Raw genomic sequence first — 18,186 nt, 5'->3', positions numbered from 1 at the left:
CTTCACTATTAATTAGTCTGTTGAAAAATGAAAGATTAAAAGAAAAGGGAGGAATAAGATGAATCGTTACATTGGAAGGTCCCAAAACAAGCACTTTATACTATTTTTGCTGTTCGTTGGTTATCTGGTTGATTATTTGGATCGGATGGTCATGAGTGTAGCTGTTGTATCTATTAAAGAAGAATTTAATTTGGATGCTGCTGCAGTAGGGGCAATCTTGAGTAGCTTCTTCTTATCCTATGCAATCATGCAAATACCAGGAGGATGGCTGACAGATAAACTGGGTTCAAGAAAAGTGTTAATATGGTCCATCATTGTGTGGTCGGTTTTTACCGTATTTACTGGTTTTGCCTGGTCTCTAATCTCGTTACTTGTCATACGATTTCTTTTCGGGCTTGGTCAAGGAGGATATCCTTCCGCTTCGCAAAAAGGTATTGCGGATTATTATCCCCGGGATGAAAGGCCAAAGGCTTCTGCTTACTTAATGTCATCCAATTACTTTGGGATGGCGCTTGCTCCGTTAGTAGCTGCACCGATGATTTTATTTATGGGCTGGAGAAACATGTTTTATGTAATCGGATTGCTAGGAATTTTGTTAACAATTGCTTTCTGGGTGTATTTTAAACCAAAAGAAAGTACTGCCTCTAACAAAACATTAAAAGAGAATAGTGTTCCTTTGAAGGAATTGTTGGCGAATTCTGGATTGTGGAAAATAACTGTCATGTGGTTTGCTGCCGGAATAGTCAACTGGGGACTTTCCTCCTGGATTCCATCCTATCTAATGGAAGATAGGGGAATGGATCTTTTGTCCATGGGTTTTTATGCAGCACTCCCGGGTCTCTCTACAGGAGTTGCTATGCTTTTTAGTGGATGGCTGCTTGACCGCTTTTTTAATAATTTGGAAAAGTATTATGCGGCATTTGGCATGCTGATGTCTGGAATATTCCTATACTTGATGTTTACCTCGACCTCCATTGTGGCAGCAATGGTATATTTGAATCTTTGTATGATCTTTAAGAGCTTTGCCTTTACAGTTGCTTTTGCTTTGCCGCATAAAATCATGTCCAAAAAGGTTATCGGTTCTGCAATGGGTGTAATTAATATGGGGGCACAGGCGGCTGGTTTTATATCACCACTCGTCATGGGCTTTATCATCAGCCTTACAGGTTCTTTTAACGGAGCGTTTTGGTTCTTAATTGTATGTTCTGGAATTTCAATAATCGCAGCACTTTCTATTAAAAAGAATAATCAAATAGCGCAATCAAATGATGTTGACTTATTAGCATAGGAACGATAAGCAAAGACTTTCTCTTAAATAAATCTCTTGAGGTTTTAACTAAAACTAAAAGTATATAGTGAAAATAAAAAAAACTCGAATCAGGCCTATAGAAACCAATTCGGGTTTTTTTATCTTTAATTTTAGGCAGCCATTTGTAGAGTCCACAATTGAAAGAATCAAACATGCAAGAAAAATAGTAAACAGTATATTACTTATCGAGCAGATCTACGACGTGGACAGATCCATTGTTTTTTGCTCAATAGGTTTTGTTGAAGAAATGTTAAAAGTCGACTCCTTAAAGGAAATCGGCTTTTTCTAAGTCATATTTTGTTTAACAGACAATAGTTGATGTACCAAATGTTATTTTGGGTATACCCTTTTAAAACAGATTAGAGCACAGGAAATGCATGTGCGAAATTATTCGATTAGGGTTGTTCAAGATAGAAGTTATTTACCCGGTCGTAAAAGTACACTTTTAAATCAGTACAGACCATCTTAAAAAATGGGTTGTACTGGATTTAGGTCAATGTTTTTCATCCTAAAACTCTTATCATAACTAAATATTCTAAGAGTTGACTTAATACATAACCTTGATAATAACGTTAAGATTAAGTTCTATTTGATTGTATAAGTTCTCTTTAATAGATGGAATAGTACACAAAGAATGTTCTGTGAAAAAATGTATAATTCCCCTGTTGTATATTGTCTCAAATACTATTTTAAAAAATATAATGTCTTTACACCTATAAAAAAGTAAAATCTTTCGAAGTTTATTAAGTATGGAAATCTGAAAATAGTATATGCAATAATGTTTTTAATTTGGTTTATATAAAATACAAAAATAAATGTATTATGACTATCAATAACGGTCTTTGTAAATATTCTGAAATAATTTGATATAGGAAAAGAAAGAAGTGATTCATTTATTGATAGAATTCAGTGTTTGTTTACCCTCGATACTGATGTGAAATGAGAGAAAGTAACAAAATGTTTGGATGAAAAATCAGAAGACGTTTTACTAGAGTTGCTAAAAACGATTGAAAACATTATGTTTATAAATCTGAATAACGACAAAGGTAAGGATATATTTAAGGTCGCTTTTATACGTTATGTACGTTTGATTAAAATGATATTACTTATATTTTTAACTTTTGGATAGGGTTTAACTCCATTTTCCTGAACGATTATATTATTCTTTTATATTGATTTTATTTAAGGGCGGTTACATAGCATGGGGAGAATGGATAAGAGACAACAACGAAAATTTGCATTAAGAAAGATATGGAATCAGAGGTATTCCAAAAAGCTTCTATTAAAGATAATGGCCATAGTTACAACATTTACTATATGCGTTTTACTTATTCTTAATATGTTTATTTGGACCACTGATGTAAGTAAATTAGAGAATCCTGTACCACAACCGACAATTATCTACGACCAAGCGGGAAGCGTTGCAAGTAAGATTTCGACTTCAAATATTGAGGGAGTTAGTATTAAACAAATTCCTAGCGATTTGATAAATGCAGTCATTTCAACTGAGGATCAGCGTTTTTACGATCACCATGGTATTAATTACGTAGGTATTGCTAGAGCTATGGTTAAGAATCTATTTAGTGGGGGAATTGTAGCGGGGGAAGTACAATAACACAACAGTTAGCTAAAAATGTATTTCTTACCCAGGAACGTACATATACAAGAAAGTTCAAAGAGCTCATTTTTACTAAAAAAATTGAACGGACATACTCTAAAGATAAGATTATGGAACGATATTTAAATCAAATCTATTTTGGAGAAGGTGCTTGGGGAATTCAGCGGGCTGCTCAAGTATACTTTGGAAAAGACGTAAACAAATTAACATTAAGTGAGTCCGCAATGCTAGCAGGACTTATTAAGGCACCTTCTATCCTGTCGCCATTTAAAAATTACGACAAGGCAATTCAGCGTAGAAATATTGTATTGTCACTTATGAAGAATGAAGGCTATATTAGCGAAAGTGATTTAGAGAAAGCCATGCAACAATTGATAGTGTTAGAAGGAAAGAAAACAGAAGACTATAAAGGGAAATATCCTCATTATGTAGATAACATTATTGATGAGGCAATTAATAAGTATCATCTCACACAAAACGAAGTGCTTTCAGGTGGTCTCCGGATTTATACAGAATTAAATCCTAGGATGCAGAATGCTGTTGAAGAGGTATATAAAAGTGAAAATATGTTTCCAAAAAGTCAGCCAGATCGATTGATTCAAAGTGGGGCAATCTTAATTAACCCTTCGACAGGAGGAATCAATGCTCTTATTGGAGGAAGAGGAGAGCACAGCTTCCGCCAGTATAATCGTGCAACACAATTAAAAAGACAACCAGGGTCAATAATGAAACCATTGTCAGTATACACCCCTGCGTTGGAACAAGGCTATGACATCTTTGATATGTTACAAGATAGCCCCCTTAATATTGATGGATATCAACCTCAGAATTATGACAAACAATTTCGCGGTAGCGTTTCTATGTATGATGCTGTAGTTCATTCCTATAATGTACCAGCTGTCTGTTTGTTGCAAAAGATAGGACTAGAGTACGGGGGCAAGGCAGTGGAACGTTTTGGAGTCACATTGGAACAAAAAGACTATATTCCCGGTCTAGCTTTAGGGGGTATGAACAAAGGAACTTCTCCATTGCAAATGGCACAAGCCTTTTCCGCTTTCCCTAACGATGGAATTATGGTAGAAGCACATGCTATTCAACGCATCGAGAACGCCAGTGGCGAAACACTCGGAAAGTGGAATAAAAAAGAAAGTCGAGTAACAGAACCATCTGTTGCCCAAAAAATCACTTTTATGCTGAAAGGTGTTGTAAACGAAGGAACAGGGGTAAAGGCTCAGATTGAAGGTAGAGAAATTGCCGGTAAAACAGGAACTACACAACTGCCATTTTCTACGCAAAATGGAGCGAAGGATCATTGGTTTGTAGGGTATACTCCGCAAGTTGTAGGAGCCATTTGGTTAGGATACGACAAAACAGATCAAACCCATTATCTCTCATCGTCCAGTAGTGGAACTGCTACCGTTATTTTTAAAGAGATTTTATTGAAATCTGGCAATGAGGTCCCTACTAAAGGGTTTGACCTATCATTACTTGGAGGCAACTATATAAAACAATTAGAAAAGAAAGTAAAGGCTAAAGAAGAAAAGAGAAAACAAGATAATGAAAACCAAAGTGGAATCAAAGCACCAAAAATTGAAGAGAACAAAAGCCATGAAAATAAAAAACATTTAAAAGAAATAAAAAACAAAAATAAAGAAAACAAAGATAAGAAAAAAATAAGGGAAAAGATGATAAAAAAAACAAAGTTAAGAAAGAAAAAAAGGAGAATCATGGATAAGGAAGGGGGAGTAATTATAATGACTGTTTTGTTCGGTACGGTAGAATACTTTGAACAAGAAATGCTAAGACACTTAGAAATTAGTCGAATGGGAAAATGGACTAAAGAAGATGAAATCTCATTAATATATTCAAGATTAGAAAATGAAATTTTATACGACTTTGTATGTGACGAAAAAGTTCGAATAGAATGTTTGAAAAATCTTGCCTATGCAGATAAAAGGTTAAGGATAAAAGACTATCAACCTATAAATGTCAATGAAAAATATAGTGTAGTGTAACCATTTGGATGAGTAACACTAGCTATAGCTATTGAACCTTACATGCGGTTTGCTTTTTGTAATAAATGTAATAGATACCGTTAGCTCATAAAATTTGGAAAATGTAATTTTACCTCATTCGAAAAAGTACACTTTTATGAACAAAAAAAGCCCTTAGTAGATGAAAAAAGGGCTTTTTTGTATTTTTAATTGATGGAAACCATTGGATACCTCATATAACCCAACAATAGAATGTAGAAAAAACATGAAGGACGAGAGTCAGGGAGATGAAGTGTTGGGAGCCCTGAACGTTTCGCCCTTCAAAGTTAATGTTCTCCATTTCGTAAAAGATATACAATGATGGTTAAAATGACTGAATTGTAGGAGCAATGATCTGGGATAAAAAATGTAGCACGGTTTCTTGTATGTACTTTAAATAACCAGAAATTTGTTGTAATAATTATAAGCTAGAAGAGCGAAAAAACTGAGCATTATGGAATAACGAAACCACCATGAAGCATATAAGGTCTTTACAAGGAATAAAATGAATGAAATATATGAAGGAAAGCGGGGCAGTGCATTTGAAAATCCATGTGGTGAATAAGGGGGATTCCTTGTGGAAGATTTCCCAGCAATATGGTGTCAGCACCAACCGAATAGTTAGGATTAATGGCCTTGAAAATCCCGAAAAGTTAGTGATTGGCCTAGCACTTTTGATTCCTGAACCTTATCTTCAGTACAGAGTTCAACCAGGGGATACTCTCGAAAAAATCGTGACTCAGTTTGGAACAACCTTACAGGAAATTATGCAAACGAATCGCATCACAAATCCTTCTAATATCTATCCAGGACAAAGACTCACCATTCCGGTCATTTTTCATACAGTAAGGGAACGAGATACACTTTATGACATAGCAAGACGTTATGGAACAACAGTTCAATCCATTATGCAGACTAATCGAATTACAGACCCTTTTAGTATTTATCCCGGACAGATAGTAAAGATTCCCCAGAAACCGAAACCCACGATTGATGTGAATGGTTTTACAAACGTTTATGGGCAAAGTGGTGCGGTGCAGGTACGTGAAGTAGCCTACGATTTGACATACGTAAGTCCGTTTGGTTATAGAATGAGGCAAGATGGGAGTTTAGAAGTCATTGATGACAACCCGACCATACAAGCGGCGCAGTCAACTGGAGTTGTACCCATGATGTGCATAACGAATTTTTCCGCGACTGAAGCGGGAACAAAGCTTGCACATACGATACTTTCTGATTTAAGTTTAGTGGAAAAATTATTGACCAATGTCATAAATACGATGAAAAATAAAGGTTACCGTGGATTGAATATCGACTTTGAAAGTGTAGCATCAGAGGACCGTGATGTCTACAATCGGTTCCTCCAAAGAGCAGTGGATCGATTGCGTCCTGAAGGCTACTTTGTGTCCTCCTCCCTTGCCCCAAAAACTAGTGCCAATCAAAAGGGATTATTAGTTGAAGCACATGATTATCCAGTTCACGGACGGCTGCTCGATTTCGTTGTGCTGATGACATATGAATGGGGTTACCGAAAGGGACCGCCACAGGCTATCTCTCCCATTAATCAAATCAAGCGGGTTCTAGACTATGCAGTTACAGTGATTCCAACAAACAAAATCTTTATAGGCTTTCAAATTTATGCACGTGACTGGCTTGTTCCTCATATAGAGGGTCAAGAAGCAGAGACTTTCGACATGCAGGAAGCCATCAGGCGTGCCACCCAATATAATGTAGAAATAAAATATGACGAGACAGCCCAATCACCTTATTATAGATACAAAGACAGTCAGGGACGCACACATGAAGTTTGGTTTGAGGACGCACGCAGTGCTAAAGCCAAATTCGACCTGGTGAAGAGTTACAGGGCAAGGGGTCTCAGTTATTGGGTACTTGGTTATCCTTTCCCTCAGAATTGGGAATTACTTGGAGATACATTTATTGTACGAAAATTGTAAGGTGTTTTTTAATAGCATTGAAATTGCCCGCCCTAGAAGTTCATCATTGCTTTTTGCCTGACATGGGGTCAACAAAGTGAGCGTTTTTGGCAGAATAAGAATCAAACAATCATTATATCCTCATTTATAATCACAACTATTAAATCTTAATGCCCTTTTTGTAAAATGTGGATGAGAAGAAGCAAAAGTTACTTCATATGTCCATGCATTGCAGGAAGTTGCTGCCATGCCCAATTTTCAGGGTATACACAGACAGCTTATTTAAGGGGCGAATCTTTGGGAAATTAACGACTGCGATGGAATGATTTTTGCTGAACAAAGGTTAATTTTTAACATGTAAAGAGGTTTGAGAACAAAAATTTATCCTCTATTATGTTTTTATTGTTAGCAAAATGCTCGGAACTTATTAATACCCATTAAACAATTTGCTGGGAATCAGCTACAATATGAAGAATGCTTTAAACAAGCCGTATAAGAAATTACTGAAGCGCAAACATAGTAAGGTGAATATCAATGTCTCTTTAGGCTATTTCTACAAATTTAAATAAACGTCAAACTGAAAAACGCTGACTATGGTCAGCGTTTTTACATTTTTGAAAACAAACGGTATTAATACTTATTGCTGTTTACTTATTTAAATTATTATTCATCTTTATTATCTGGGTCAGTTGCATCTTTAGGGTCTTCAATCGGATCTTCTGTATTAGTGCCCCCATCATTATCATCGATATTATCTGGGTCAGTTGCATCTTTAGGGTCTTCAATCGGATCTTCTGTATTAGTGCCCCCGTCATTATCATCGATATTATCTGGGTCAGTTGCATCCTTAGGATCTTCAACTGGTTCTTCTTTATTAGGAGGAGCTGGATTATTATCCTTATTTGTAGTATTACAACCCATTAACATCATGGCAGAAAGAAAAACAACTGATAATAGTCTTAACCACTTTTGATTCATTTTTATCGTCCTCTCTATTGGCTTTTTACTTTCAATATTACCTTCTCCTTTCCACTTTTTTTTATACAAAAAATGTACTGTATCAACTTCATCTTCAATCACAGATAAGCTCACGATGTTGTTGTAAAGCAGCGAAATAAAATGGATGTAGAGTCACAGCAGATTTTTGCACTCAATATTTTTTCCAATTTAATCTAAACACCTGTTAACCGTTCTCTCAAATCAGGAGGGTTTAAATCAACAACGGTGTTAATCGAATTAATTTAGAACTACAACGTCAAACACAAACACAGTTAGTGTCATAATCATTTTTGAAAATGGACTCTGAAATTCTAAAGTTTTATGTCGCGTCCCTATGAATTGATTCAATAGTTAAAATAACGAATAATTAAGATTGTTTTGTATAAAAAATAAAAAAGGAGGAAGAGTTATGCGGTTACGTGAAGACTTTTAAAAGTTTTTAGGAGTAAATCTCGCTATGCATAAAACAATAGGGTTAAGTTTAGATCCGTGCTTATCACATCATAAGGTAGTAAGGTATATGGGGATAAAGTGTTAGTACCTATTAGTTTTAAAGAAAATTTGGAATTTATAGCAATGAAAATAGGAACCATTTGGATATAAAACGGTTCCTATTTAAATATTACCTTGTTTTAAAACATTACTTCGTAATAATGAGTTTTGGTTATAAAATATGGAGATAAATTGAAGGTATTATAAAGCTCTGTTTTCACCCTTCTAAAAGAGTAATAAAGGATGCCTGCGTTACAAATTGGTTTCATTTGTATTAATATGCCTTCTATTCGATTGCCCTCTTGGCTTGTTAAATTTCCCTCCATGTTTTAGATGATTTCTCCTTCCTTGAAAAATACCTATCTTCACAATGCAACCCCAGCTACTTCTCGTTTTAGTATCAAATATTCTTTCCCATATAAATAACTAAAGGGTAGTCCATAGGCAAATTTTATGTTAATTAAATTAGTTAATAAAATATTTAAAATATTTTGACTAATGTAATTTTCTGGTTTATAATTACGGTATTCCATGGTCAGACCAACTTAGCAGTGTAAATTATGGATTAATGCAAACGGTTTCATTTTGAATTTTCACCTTGAGAGGAGTTGATATATTAAAGATATGATAACTTTAACAATGAAGAGGGTGGAAACGATTGGATGTATTATCAAAGGAGAACCAAAGTACCAATTTTGATGTAAAGAGTTCTTTTAGTTTAATTGATTGTGATGTTCACCCATTTTTGTCTTCACTTGATGAATTAGTTCTATATCTTGATGAAGCATATCAAAAACAACTTAATATTGGTAAATTTAAGAATGATAGGTTAAAAAATCAAAATAATGGTGGGTTTGAATTTCCAAAGGGCAGATATGGAAATCCGGGACATGTACTTCGGACTGATGCGATACCTCCTTGTGGAGGTATACCTGGGTCGGACCCTAAATTTTTAACAGAGGATTTATTTGATCGTTATAACACGACACACGGTATTCTAAATATTGGTCATGGAACTATGGGAGCTTATCATAATGTTAACCTTGCAGCAGAATACACAAGAGCAACGAATGACTGGCTTTACGATCGTTGGATAAAAAGTGACAAAAGATTCAAAATGACTATGGAAGTAATCCCTTTAGACCCACAACAAAGTGTTAAAGAAATAGAAAGAATTGGTCGTAAACCTGGAATAGTCGGAATTAACTTACGCGTAGTTAACATCCCGTTTGGTAAGCGTCATTTTTGGCCCATTTATGAAATTGCTGAGGAGTACGGACTTCCTATTGTAGTTCATCCTGATGCAGAGAATACGGCAGAATACTCTCCTGATCAGGCGATTGGTCCTGCATCAACATACATCGAATGGCATTCTACTTTGCCAATCATTGCAATGAGGCAGATCCCGAGCTTAGTTTTTGAAGGAGTTTTCGAGAAGTTTCCAAAATTGAAGTTTGCTTTTATTGAATACGGTGTTAGCTGGTTACCTCATTTAATGTGGAGGTTAGATAAAAACTGGAAGGGGCTAAGGCAGGAAGTTCCTTGGTTGAAAATACCTCCAAGTGAATACATCAGAAGAAATATTCGTTTAGGCACACAACCAATTGAGGAACCATTTAAGCCAAATCATCTTCTAGAAATGATTCAAATGGTAAATGCAGAGGACATGCTATTATTTTGCAGTGATTATCCTCATTGGGATGGAGACAATCTCAAAAGAGTTTTTCTTCGGTTCCCAGATGATTTAAAACGCAAAATATACTATGAAAATGCTTTGGAAACATTTAGGTTTTAATTTTTTTTAAGGGAGGTAAATTATTCTTGGAAGTAGAAAATACACAAAGTCAAAATCGTGTTGTTTTATTTCCTTCTGATCAACTAAAACCTGGAGAAAGAAAACTAATTAAAGTAGACCAGTTAGAAATAGCAATCATAAATGTAGATGAAAAAATATACGCTTTTCGAAATGAATGCCCACACCAAGGGATATCCATGGTTTACGGACCAGTAACGGGTACAATGGTGACCTCTAATCCTCAGGAATATAAATATGGGTTAGAAAATGAAATAATTAAATGTCCATTACATGGATGGGAATTTGATTTGAAAACGGGAAAGTCCTTTTTTCACCTAATCAGGTTTCCCTTCTAACCTACGATGTAAAAAAAGAAGAAAAGGATATTGTACTATATCTAAAAAGAAAGCCTGAAAACATAGTACTTAAAGACTGTCATTTCACTCATATCTGTTAATAAAAGTTTCTCAAATTAGTAGAGAAGTTGGTAAGGGGGTGATAAAGGTGTTAATAGTATATCCAGATGCAGATCCGCAATTTAAAAAATTACTAACGGATGAACTTCTCGATCCATTACAACAGTTTGCCGAAATTCGTGTTTATGAAGGAAGACCAGAAACTCAAGAAGAGTTTGTTAACAGGGTAAAGGATGCCGATGGGATACTTCTGGGATGGTTAATACCGAATGAGGTTATTGCTAAATGCCCTAAATTGAAAATCATTTCATTTACCGGGATTGGTGCATCTAATTTCATTGATTTGAAATTTGCAGCGTCTCGAGGTATTACAGTTACAAATACCCCTGGATATGCAGATAATTCAGTTGCAGAACATGCATTAGGATTAATGTTTTCGCTAGCAAAAAATATTAACCAGAACCACAAAAATGTAACAAGTGGGATTTGGGATCAGTCCAAGATGATCATGGAGATAAAGGGAAAAACAATCGGTTTGATTGGATTGGGTGGAATAGGGCAGAGAATGGCTGAACTATGTAAGGTACTTGGTATGAATGTCATTTGTTGGACTTTTAACCCAAATAAAGAAAGAGCCCTAAAATTAGGTGTAACATTTACTAGCTTAGAAAAGCTTCTAGAACAATCAGATTTTGTTTCACTTCATCTGCCCTTAACTGAACAAACGAGGAAACTATTAGGCGAAAGGGAACTTTCACTGATGAAACGAGAGTCATATCTAATTAACACATCAAGAGCAGAATTAATCGATACAATTTCATTAGTTAAATTTCTTTCTTCATCACGAATTGCAGGCGCTGGTATTGATGTTTTTGATGAAGAGCCTATTTTGAAAAATAACCCGCTACTATCAATATCAAATGTAGTTCTTAGTCCGCATATTGCATTTAATACACCCGAGGCTTCAAAAGAAATTTTTATTATAGCAATAAATAATCTAGTTCAATTTTTTAAGGGAATCAATCAAAATGTTGTTATTTAATTTATTGAGAGAGGGGAATTAAGATGAAAATTATAGTTATTGGTGGAGCGGGAATCCAAGCATTAGGGACAATTTATGATTTGTTAGAAAATGATGAAGTTACAGAGGTTATGGTTGCTGACATTTTAATAGAAAAAGCAGAAGAAAGAGCTAAGAAAATCGGAGATCCACGTTTAACAGCCAAGCAGATTAATGTTCTTAAAGAAGAAGAAACTGCCAATGTCATTAAAGACTTTGATGTTATTATCAATAGCGGTCCAGCTTTTCTATGTCCGAATGTAACCAGGGCAGCATTAAAGGCGGGAGTCAATTATGTAGACCTTGGTGCTTGGCCAAAAGAAACTGCAGAACAACTAGAATTGACAGAAGAATTTGAGGCAAACGGGATCACAGCCGTCCTTGGAATGGGAAGTGGTCCTGGAATTTCAAATATGATGGCATTAGCAGGGGTAGAACAGTTAGATACAGTATCTGATATTGATATTACAATTGCCATGAAGGATTTTACAGAATACTCTTCTCCGTTAGTTACACCATATATGCTAGATACTATTATCGACGAGTATACATTAAATCCAGTGATTGTAAAAGATGGTGAAATAACGAAAATTGATCCACTTATTTCTAGACCTGTTGAATTTAAGGAACCGATTGGCCTTGCAAATCCTGTATATACAATTCATCCTGAGCCCGTTACACTCTATGATTCATTTAAAGACCAGGGTTGTAAAAATACTACCTTCAGCATTGCTCTTCCAAAGGAGTTCCATGAGAAAGTGGAGTTTTTAGTTCAGCTTGGATTTGGTAGTAAGGAACCTATTAATATGGGTGGGGTTGAGGTATCTCCAAGGCAAGCATTACTAACTGTTGCTAATCAACTTATACAACCAAAAGTGGATAAAGATCAGTATAGTGTAACTCGTGTTGACGTAACAGGTGAAAAAAATGGTCGGAAAGAGAAAGTTGTAGTTGAGGTTTATGTTGGGAGTGAAAAGAAATGGAATATTCCTGCTGGAGCATTGAAAACCTCTGTACCTCCATCCATTGTGGCTCAAATGCTTGCAAAGGGCCAAGTTAAACGAAAAGGTGTATATCCTCCGGAAAAATGTATTGAAACCGCTGCATTCTTTAAAGAATTAGCGTTAAGAGGTATGGAAGTATACTCGAATAAGGTTGAACATACTTTGTAAAAATAAAATATTTAATACAACGTGGTTCTATTACGTTTTACGACATTAATAAAAATGATTTACCGGCAGACAACGTATTTAATTTGATGTCCTGAAAATCGCTTGCTTTGGTTCAATATCATTAGTAATAATTATTTGTGGGGGCTCAGTTTAGTATTTTACCATTAATTCGTGATATTTTATGGATTTTCGTTAAAAATGCGATTTTGTTTGTCAATTTAATAACGAAAATCCTTAATCCAGTAAAGCATTACTTTTCCTTCTTAGTTCTTCATAATGTATTTCTTAATCATACAAGCTATTGAGAGTGTTATAATTTTTGGGCTATTTGCAAAATTCATTTTACCCACCTTTCATCCAGACAGATTTTTGAAAAATGGGAACAAAATAGAAATGAAGCGCAAATTATTATGAAGAAAAAAAAGAAACCTTTTAATCAAAGGGGGAAATAGTAATGTCAACCAAAGCGCGTAATATTGTTGATGATTCACCATTAACGAAATTCCACATGAAATTAACAATATTTACAGCAGGTGGTCCTTTTCTTGATGGTTATATACTTAGCATCGTTGCAATGGCTTTAATCCCATTAAATCAATCATTTGAAATCAACGGTTTATGGAACGGGCTACTGGGTTCTTCTGCTTTAATTGGAATATTCATTGGTGGAATAATATTCGGTTATCTAACGGATAGGGTTGGCCGAGAAAGTATGTATCGTTTGGATCTAATAGCATTTCTTGTTCTATCCATACTTCAAATATTTGCAACAAATGTCGAACAGCTATTTATTATCCGAGTGTTGTTAGGTATAGCCATAGGGGCTGATTATCCAATTGCCACATCGTTGTTAACTGAATTTGCACCTAAAAAATATCGAGGAAAAATGATCGGATTCCTTACTATATCTTGGTATTTGGGTGCAACTGTCGCTTACTTTGCAGGCTACTTTTTATTAAACTTAGGACCAGATGCTTGGAAATGGATGTTAGGATCAAGTGCTATACCCACAATAATTGTTATATTAATGCGTTTAAATACTCCTGAATCACCAAGATGGCTTTTAAGCAAAGGACAGAAAGAAAAGGCATTACGAATCATGAAAAATATCTATGGGGAATCCACGACACTAGAAGATATTCCTTCAGGACCAGTTCAAAAACCAAGTCTTATGAAACTCTTTTCGCCCGCCTATCGAAAACGTACGATTTTTGTCATGTTATTCTGGAATTTTCAATTAATCCCGATGTTTGCGATTTATACATTTGCACCAACTTTGTTAGAAACCTTTAATTTAAATAAAGGGGATTTGTCCCATATTGGATCGGCATTAATTTCATTCATGTTTTTAATTGGATGTACGGTCTCTATGTTCTTTATTGATCGCATTGGACGGAGATCTCTCTGTATCGGGGGATTCTTTTTTACCACAATCGCCCTGCTTGGTCTGGGGTTAGCACCTGAAGCAAGCAGTTGGATCATCGTTAGTTTGTTCTTTATGTATGCATTTTTCGCAGGAGCTCCTGCTATTCTTGAATGGGCTTATCCAAATGAACTATTCCCGACAGAAATTAGAGGGACTGCAGTTGGATTTGCTACAACAGTAACTAGAATTGGTGCCTCAGTTGGAACATTCGGTTTACCAATTGCTTTAGCAACATTTGGAGTTGGACCCACGATGCTAATAGCAGCAGGATTGAACGTTATCGGATTACTAGTATCCGTCTTTATGGCACCTGAAACAAAGAACCTTAGCTTAGAAGAAGCGAGCCAAGATAAAGCGAGCAAAATGGATGAAAAAGAGGATGTATCAAACTATTAAAAGAAAACGTAACTTAAAAAAAATTTTTTGAAAGTGAAAAATGAAAAATGAAGTTACATTGGCAGACTATAAAAGAAGTCTGCTTTCTCTTTTTTTTATAAAGATAGATAACACTTTATCATTATTCAAAAAAATTAGGAGTCTTCTTAACATAGTAGCTATACAAAGCTATTTTATAAGTTTAGGATGACTTCTTTTTATATAAAAAATTTGATTGGGAAAGATACTCCCTAAAAGAAGGGTAATCCTGGTTGTAAAGGACTAACTAAAGCGACATTCGTTACCGTGGTATGCTCAAGTTCTGTTAAAAGGGGTACGTTATAACCCTCCCACTTAGGCTTTTTGGTAAACGCAATTATTATTAATAAAACCAATGTTAATAACCAACGTGCGAAAGTGGTCCAGATTGGTGACATCTACGAAAAGATATAGGTTCCAGAAATAAAATTACCTGACCGAAAATAGTTGGCCAGTATTAGGTAGATTCAAACTCTAATATTCCTCACAAGTATCACATCCTAACATAAAGAGAAGTTATCTCAATAGTTTTGGGGTTGGTCATCTCAATAATAGGAGTATTAGTTATATTGATACAGGGAAACTTGTCTGGATTTTTTATACTAAATATAATAAAGGTGCCCTACTAATGGTAATAGCCGTTATTCTATGGACATTTTTGCCCCTTCGCGTTTGTTGGAGGGCTAGAAATTTTTAAGGCAGAATGTATCAGTTAGGGAAATCGGACTAAAAGAGTCAGGAGTTTCTTTTGAATTTAAATCCTACCTTTACTGCAATTTCTTGCTTTTTTATTGGGAGGGGAAATAACGAATGAGCAAATCTTTGGCGGCTTATTTGTGCTTTTGGTGTTTTTTTTAACTGTAGGAGTACTTAATCAGAGGATTAAAATGATCAAGGAAAACAGGCAAAGATAATATAAAAGTTATTTCATAAAAAAATCTAGAAATAGTTTGAATAATATAAAATACTTTGAAATACCACTAGAAGTCCCGTATAATAATTGGGAATAACTACCTGGTCTGACCAAAAGTTGAATTAGCTTATTAGCTAAAAACTATAGAAATATATTTTATTAAGAGAGTAAAAGGGGGTACTGAAAATTAAACTAAGTAAAGAGTCTTCAGTAAAGTCGTACGTAAAAATAATGGAGGAAATTAGACACTTAATTCTTGAAGGTGGGTTATCACCAGGAGATAGATTGCTATCTGAACGCGAATTGTCTACACAGTTAAAGGTTAGCCGGACAGTAATAAGAGAAGCTTTAAAATCATTAGAAATGCTTGGTATGGTTGAAGTGAAGGCTGGTGGTACCTTTATTAAGGAACCTGAGTTGAAAGGGATATATCATACCCTATCCTATACAATGGCTTTGGATAGTGTCACTATATTTGATTTGTTAGAAACTAGGAAAATCATTGAGGTTCAAGCAATAAAATTAGCATCAATCCGGAGAACAAGTAATGACCTGGCGATCATATCTGTAATATTAGAAGAAATGAAACAGGCATTCATTGAAAATGATTTTCAGAAGAGTGTAGCTGCAGATCATAAATTTCATTCTTATATAGTAAAATCCAGTCAAAATAAGGTTCTCTCAATAATGATGGAAGCGGCATCCGATTTATTTATAGAGGTCTTATCTATCACAAGAGAAAAATTAGGGCAATACAGTGGAATGGATAAGGCAATTTATGCCCAACATTTTTCAATCTTTAAAGCAATTAAAGATCAAGATGTTGAATATGCAGAGAAAATCATGACAGAACACTTAGATTCATTAGAAAATGAATTGAAAATGATTTTCCAAGGTATCGAACCAGAACTTCCAAGAATAGATGAAGATGATTTAGATGATCTTTAAATCTTTAAAATAATTCTAATTGTGTGCTTTTCATAGTAAATATGCATTTTTACTGCTACTACCTTTCTAACTCCAGTGCTGCCAAACGTCGGAGAGCTGTATTATCATAAATTAGCTATTAGTGTGGGCTCTTATAAAAGCAATATGAGGGAATTTCCAGAAGCTCTCTTTTCGCAAAGCAGAACACTATTATATTGATTCTGAGCATGGGAAGGAATTTAGTGGTGATAGAATAGATCATCATTGGGTAAGCGAGGAAGGGGAAATTTTACTTTCAGATATTCCTAGCGGAAAGAAGAAATAAAGGGTGATAATTCTTGGCCAATCTTATTTAAGCATGTCAGAATTTGAACTCTTTGATGTAGCAATCGGTAACTATGTTTACTATCTTGACATTTTAGTCTAGGAGCCGGAAACACAGCCATAAAAAGGGTCTCCTTTGAGTGACCCGATAAAGATAATAGCAATTAAGCTTAGAAAGGGTAACCTAAATGGTTACTCTATTTTTGGGAATCTTAGGGAGTTAGACGTTAAAAAGACGACCTTTAATGAAGCAATACGAAAGTAGTTTAAAATTAGTACTATTTAATTAAAGAAGAAACTCGTCAAAAAAGTAGTCGGGAGAATAATTATTTAGTGTTAATGGAATTTTTATTAATACTATGGCGATACTTCAACTAAGGCTCTTTTCCATTACATCTACATGTAATTTTTGTTATAAAGTGAAACTAAGTTTGATAAGAAATTCATGAAAAACATTGATAAATCAACTTTTCATCAAAATCAAAGTGTTTAAGTAAACTTCATTTTTATAAAAACTATAAAAATTCATTAAAAGCTAACCCTTATTCAAAACTTCAAAATATCATAGGTAGGATATGAGGTAATTTTAGGTACGAAAAAAGGCTACACCTAATAGGTACTAGCCCTTCCTGAAAATTGTACTTTAAACGGAAAACACAATATAGTATAGCCGAATTTTTTTGATATATTGATGGGTATCAAGACGTTGAAATCAAGATTCCAATGAAATATATTCAGCACCCTGTTCTTTTGCCCAATTATGTATATAACTGAGCAGCCTATATCCAAGGCCACTAGGGCGATGATTTACATCAGTAACCAAATCTTGTACAAATACATAGCGTTCATTATACAAATCTTCATGCCAGCTAATACCTGCTAAAGCTACGATGCTTGTATCATGATATAAAGCAAATAACTGTTGACCATCCTTACGCATATCATTTAATAATTCTAGATATTCCTCTAAAGTCAAATCAGTATGTAACTGATTTATTATCGGATAAGCCTGTAAGAATTGATGTTCTACAGTTAACTCTACAATATTTTCCACTGGTATTTTCATATTAATTTCTCCTATCTTTTTTAATTTTTATTGCTTCGCCTTCCATAAATAGATGCAGATTGATTTTCTGACATATAGACCTGTCCAAAATTTTTGTTAGTTAAAAATGCTTCTATTTCAGTTGAATCTTTATCAATCTAGAGATTCATCACCCACTTAACCTACACTCGCTCACGAATTGGTTCGTTTTGAAAATGAGGGCCTTATCGCTAGCTGATAAAAAAGAAGCGGAACATAGTTAAGGTTCCTGCTTCTTTATGTTAATGTCACAAGATTCTAATAACAATA

The 18,186-nt window shown here is 34.8% G+C and carries 10 protein-coding genes and 1 pseudogene; 9 read left to right on the top strand and 2 right to left on the bottom strand.

Translation table 11 applies throughout. The features are described 5' to 3' along the window. The first annotated feature begins 58 nt into the window (after window positions 1–58). The 3 genes and pseudogenes from JFU24_RS05475 to JFU24_RS05465 all read left to right on the top strand — a co-directional run bounded on the left by JFU24_RS05475 (window position 59) and on the right by JFU24_RS05465 (window position 6,915). Window positions 59–1,288, top strand: a complete 1,230-nt coding sequence (locus JFU24_RS05475) for an MFS transporter (RefSeq protein ID WP_201249688.1) — start codon at window positions 59–61, stop codon at window positions 1,286–1,288. 1,231 nt (window positions 1,289–2,519) lie between these two features. After that, window positions 2,520–4,582, top strand: a pseudogene (locus JFU24_RS05470) (transglycosylase domain-containing protein); the annotation flags it as partial. Between the two features lie 920 nt (window positions 4,583–5,502). Next, on the top strand, window positions 5,503–6,915 hold the full coding sequence (locus JFU24_RS05465) for a LysM peptidoglycan-binding domain-containing protein (protein ID WP_201250882.1): 1,413 nt from the start codon (window positions 5,503–5,505) through the stop codon (window positions 6,913–6,915). Window positions 6,916–7,557: 642 nt separating this feature from the next. Here JFU24_RS05465 and JFU24_RS05460 read toward each other — a convergent pair. After that, window positions 7,558–7,974 (bottom strand): hypothetical protein, encoded by a 417-nt coding sequence (locus JFU24_RS05460; protein WP_242485283.1) that lies wholly within the window; start codon window positions 7,972–7,974, stop codon window positions 7,558–7,560. A 1,069-nt stretch (window positions 7,975–9,043) separates the two neighbouring features. Here JFU24_RS05460 and JFU24_RS05455 point away from each other — a divergent pair. The 6 genes from JFU24_RS05455 (at window position 9,044) to JFU24_RS05430 (ending at window position 16,529) form a co-directional block, all read left to right on the top strand. Then, on the top strand, window positions 9,044–10,180 hold the full coding sequence (locus JFU24_RS05455; RefSeq protein ID WP_201249687.1) for an amidohydrolase family protein: 1,137 nt from the start codon (window positions 9,044–9,046) through the stop codon (window positions 10,178–10,180). Between the two features lie 26 nt (window positions 10,181–10,206). Next, entirely contained in the window at window positions 10,207–10,536 is a 330-nt protein-coding gene (locus tag JFU24_RS05450) for a Rieske (2Fe-2S) protein (RefSeq protein ID WP_201249686.1), read from the top strand. Window positions 10,537–10,684: 148 nt separating this feature from the next. Next, window positions 10,685–11,638, top strand: coding sequence for an NAD(P)-dependent oxidoreductase (locus tag JFU24_RS05445; protein ID WP_201181006.1), 954 nt, complete (start codon window positions 10,685–10,687; stop codon window positions 11,636–11,638). 23 nt (window positions 11,639–11,661) lie between these two features. After that, window positions 11,662–12,828, top strand: a complete 1,167-nt coding sequence (locus JFU24_RS05440; protein ID WP_201224859.1) for a saccharopine dehydrogenase family protein — start codon at window positions 11,662–11,664, stop codon at window positions 12,826–12,828. Between the two features lie 454 nt (window positions 12,829–13,282). Further along, window positions 13,283–14,650 carry an MFS transporter gene (locus JFU24_RS05435; RefSeq protein WP_201181004.1) on the top strand — a complete coding sequence of 456 codons (1,368 nt, stop codon included), beginning with the start codon at window positions 13,283–13,285 and terminating at the stop codon, window positions 14,648–14,650. A 1,162-nt stretch (window positions 14,651–15,812) separates the two neighbouring features. Further along, on the top strand, window positions 15,813–16,529 hold the full coding sequence (locus JFU24_RS05430; protein ID WP_201181003.1) for a FadR/GntR family transcriptional regulator: 717 nt from the start codon (window positions 15,813–15,815) through the stop codon (window positions 16,527–16,529). Between the two features lie 1,015 nt (window positions 16,530–17,544). Here the strand turns inward: JFU24_RS05430 and JFU24_RS05425 are convergent. Continuing rightward, window positions 17,545–17,898, bottom strand: coding sequence for a GNAT family N-acetyltransferase (locus JFU24_RS05425; RefSeq protein WP_201181002.1), 354 nt, complete (start codon window positions 17,896–17,898; stop codon window positions 17,545–17,547). Window positions 17,899–18,186 lie beyond the last annotated feature (288 nt).

It is taken from the genome of Peribacillus sp. TH27 (assembly GCF_016650915.1).
Classification (GTDB): Bacteria; Bacillota; Bacilli; order Bacillales; family DSM-1321; genus Peribacillus; species Peribacillus butanolivorans.
Note: the sequence above shows the minus strand (reverse complement) of the source record. Positions and strands in the feature narration are given on the sequence as shown.